The 3,589-nt window shown below is 65.6% G+C and carries 5 protein-coding genes; 2 read left to right on the top strand and 3 right to left on the bottom strand.

What is annotated here, in order from left to right:
- Nucleotides 1–205 precede the first annotated feature (205 nt).
- Nucleotides 206–910, top strand: coding sequence for a purine-nucleoside phosphorylase (deoD, locus tag ENN83_RS11620; protein ID WP_287187215.1), 705 nt, complete (start codon nt 206–208; stop codon nt 908–910).
- 60 nt (nt 911–970) lie between these two features.
- On the opposite strand, the gene ENN83_RS11625 is transcribed toward deoD, so the two are convergent.
- Nucleotides 971–1,537: a DUF1989 domain-containing protein gene (locus ENN83_RS11625; RefSeq protein WP_287187217.1), complete on the bottom strand. Its 567-nt coding sequence runs from the start codon at nt 1,535–1,537 to the stop codon at nt 971–973.
- A 74-nt stretch (nt 1,538–1,611) separates the two neighbouring features.
- Between ENN83_RS11625 and ENN83_RS11630 the strand changes: the two genes are divergently transcribed.
- The gene (locus tag ENN83_RS11630; protein ID WP_287187218.1) at nt 1,612–2,046 is read left to right on the top strand and encodes a hypothetical protein; all 435 of its coding nucleotides are present in this window, start codon (nt 1,612–1,614) and stop codon (nt 2,044–2,046) included.
- Nucleotides 2,047–2,057: 11 nt separating this feature from the next.
- Here the strand turns inward: ENN83_RS11630 and ENN83_RS11635 are convergent, their stop codons facing one another.
- Nucleotides 2,058–2,837 carry a succinate dehydrogenase iron-sulfur subunit gene (locus ENN83_RS11635; protein WP_287187219.1) on the bottom strand — a complete coding sequence of 260 codons (780 nt, stop codon included), beginning with the start codon at nt 2,835–2,837 and terminating at the stop codon, nt 2,058–2,060.
- A gap of 70 nt (nt 2,838–2,907) precedes the next feature.
- Nucleotides 2,908–3,589 (bottom strand): FkbM family methyltransferase (locus ENN83_RS11640; RefSeq protein ID WP_287187221.1); only part of this gene is annotated, 682 nt, incomplete at its 5' end.

The raw sequence follows: 3,589 nt of genomic DNA on the forward strand, positions 1-3,589 counted from the left end.
GCCCGAAAAGACCTGGCGCGGCTATCTGGGCAAGCGGCCGAACCTCTACCTGCTCGATCCCAAGGGACCGAATGCCTGTGTCCGGCTCCGGTCCGAAGGCTGGCCCGCCGGGTAGACCGCCCGTTCGCTGTCGGCCCCTTCGCGCCATGCGGATTGCCGCAGGTCCGCGCCCGCGCTAGCCTGCGTCGACCGGAACGGAGGCCCCATGACCATTCATATCGGCGCGAAACCCGGCGAGATCGCCGAAACCGTGCTGCTGCCCGGCGATCCGATGCGCGCGCAATGGGCGGCCGAGACCTTCCTGAGCGATCCGGTCTGCATCAACCGCGTGCGCGGCATGCTGGGCTTTACCGGGCTCTGGCGCGGCAACCGCGTGACGATCCATGGCAGCGGCATGGGCATGCCCTCGCTGTCGATCTATGCCAACGAACTGATCCGCGATTACGGCGCGAAGACGCTGATCCGCATCGGCTCGGCCGGTTCGATGCAGGCCCATGTGGGCTTGCGCGACATCGTGCTGGCGATGACGGCCTCGACGCTGTCCACGCCCTCGCGCGGCGTCTTTCGCGAATTGAACTATGCCCCCTGCGCCGATTTCGGCCTGCTCTCCGCCGCCCATGCCGCCGCCACCGCCCGCGGCATCGCGGCCCATGTGGGCGGCATCTATTCGTCGGACGTGTTCTATGACGAACGCCCCGACCTGAACGACCAGATGACCCGCCACGGGGTTCTGGCGGTCGAGATGGAAGCGGCCGAGCTATATATCCTGGCCGCCCGGCATGGGGCACGGGCGCTGGCGGTTCTGACCGTATCCGACCATCTGCCGACCGGGGCCGCCCTGCCGCCCGAGGCCCGCGAACAGGGTTTCGCGGACATGGTGGAGATTGCGCTGGACGCCGCCTTCGCCTGAGCGCAGCGCCTGTGGAAACGGCGCGACATGGGTATTTTCACCAAGAAGAAACCCCGAGGCTCAGAGCCCGTGACTGCGGTCATAGGGGGCGGGTGCGGGCGGGCGCCATCTTGCCAGCGCGCCGGGGGCGGGCGCGAGGATCTCGACCAGAAGCGGGTGGCAGGTGGCGGTCATGGGGCTGTTGGTGCCGCAATCGCCCCAGGGGCAGGCCGAGAGCGCGCCCAGAAGGTCGATCTCGGCGAAGACCTCGACATGATCGCCCGCGCGCGCGGGGCTGGCCTTGGTGAAATAGCGCTGGCTGTCGCGGGCGAAGCCCGTGCACATGAACAGGTTCAGCACGTCATGGACATGCGGCTCGGCCGCATCCGGGGTCAGGCCGGTTTCGGCGGCCAGCGCGCGGACCAGGTTGGAATGGCAATGGTGGTGATACTGCCCGCCGGTCAGCAGCGCATTGGTACAGGGATAGCGCGCCGCGCGCGGGGGCAGCAGCAATTCGGCCGTCTTTGCCGCGCCGTCGCGCGCGCGGGCGTAAAGCGCCAGATCGGGCGCGGGCAGCGTGTCGGGCGGGTAGCAGATCACCGGGGGCGCGGTGCGGCGGGCGGCGGCATCGGGGGGCGTTTCGGGCATCGGTCCTCCGGGGCTGGGCTTGACAGGGCGCGGGCGCGCCGACACCCTTTTGCCAACACCGGAGGAGCGCGGCCATGAGGACCCTGCTTGCCTGCTGCCTGATCGCATTGGCCGGTCCCGCCTGCGCGCAGGACTGGGGCGATCTGGACAGCGCCCTGATCCGCGACCTGGCCCCCGGCGGCGAGAACCTCGGCAGCTACTGGATGCCCGACCATGCCGATCCGGCACAGGCGATGCGCGCGCTGGCGGTGCTTTATGCCCATATCCCCGGCTCAGCCAGCGGCTTCACGATCCATGCCGGGCTTTATGCCCGCGACGCGGAGGGGTTGCGCTATGCCGGGCCGGTCTCGGGACTTTTCGGCACCGAGCCGCGCGCGCCGGTCTTCCATGCCGAGCGGATGGAACTGACCACCTCGATGCCCGGCCCGGACGATCCGCATTGCTGCCCCAGCCGCGCGCAGCGCTGGTCGATCGACTACGCGACGCTGGCGGCGACGGCGCTGGACTGAGGCGCGTCGCCTCAGATCGCGCGCTCGACCATCATCTTCTTGATCTCGGCAATCGCCTTGGCCGGGTTCAGACCCTTGGGGCAGGTCTTGGTGCAGTTCATGATCACGTGGCAACGATAGAGCTTGAACGGATCCTCAAGCTGGTCCAGCCGCTCGCCCGTCGCCTCGTCGCGCGAGTCGATGATCCAGCGATAGGCATGCAGCAGCGCGGCCGGTCCCAGATACTTGTCGCCGTTCCACCAGTAGGACGGGCAGGCCGTCGAGCAGGACGCGCACATGATGCATTCGTAAAGCCCGTCCAGCTTCTTGCGGTCCTCGGGCGACTGGCGCCATTCCTTGACCGGCTCGTTGGTCTCGGTCTCCAGCCAGGGCATGATCGAGGCGTGCTGGGCGTAGAAATGGGTCAGATCCGGCACCAGATCCTTGACCACCGACATATGCGGCAGCGGGTAGATCTTCACCGGCCCCTTGATCTCGGCCATGCCGCAGGTGCAGGCCAGCGTGTTGATCCCGTCGATATTCATGGCACAAGAGCCGCAGACCCCCTCGCGGCAGGAGCGGCGGAAGGTCAGCGTCGGGTCGATCTCGTTCTTGATCTTGATCAGCGCGTCCAGGACCATCGGCCCGCAGGTATCGAGATCGACGAAATAGGTATCCACCCGCGGATTCTCGCCGCTGTCGGGATCCCAGCGATAGATGCGGAACTCGCGCAGATTGGTGGCGCCTGCCGGTTTCGGCCAGATCTTGCCGCCGCGGATCACCGAGTTCTTGGGGAGAGTGAGTTCGACCATTTGTGATGCCTTCTTTCACTTGCGCACCCGCCAGGAACTCCTTGTCCCGAGCGGCAGTTGCACGAGCCGATCAGCCCGCGTTCAGCGCGAACAGGGTGTTACCCTCGCCAGAATAGACCGCGTGATATCCCCTTTCGGCCAGTGTCTGTTCCAATGGCAACTTCCAGTGGTCCTTATGCAAGACCTCAAGCATGATGTAATCGGGCAAACGGCCATCCGGCCGGTTCAGAAACGGAACAAGAGCCGCATCCTCGGATCCCTCGATATCGATCTTTACGAGAAAGAGTTCGGCTTCGGGGTCCTCGGGCGTAATATCGGCCAATCGACGCATTGGCACCTTAATGCCCTTTTCCCCGTCTGAAAGCACGGTCGAAGCACCAAGGTTGCGGCTATCGATCCGGAGCCGAGCAATGCCGGGTTCCGCGCCGACAGCGCAATAGTGCACGTCGACAATATTTCCGAGGGAATTGAGCGCCAGGTTGCGCTCGATGCGCGGGCGTAGCGAGGCGTTCGCCTCCACTCCCACAACGCGCGATTCAGGAGCCATCTCGGGGGCAAGCGCCAACGTGAACAGCCCAGAATTCATCCCGACATCCAGCATCAGACAGCGGCGTCCCTTTACCAGGTCTCGCAGACGCGAGATCGATTGGGATTCGGCAAACTTCCGATCCACGAACATCCTGTAATCGGTATAGTTTTCTGCTGGGTGCAACTCGAACAGCCTGCCCTCAATGGCCATCACCGCAGGAGGC

It is taken from the genome of Rhodovulum sp., assembly GCF_011048875.1.
Lineage (GTDB): Bacteria > Pseudomonadota > Alphaproteobacteria > Rhodobacterales > Rhodobacteraceae > Rhodovulum > Rhodovulum tesquicola.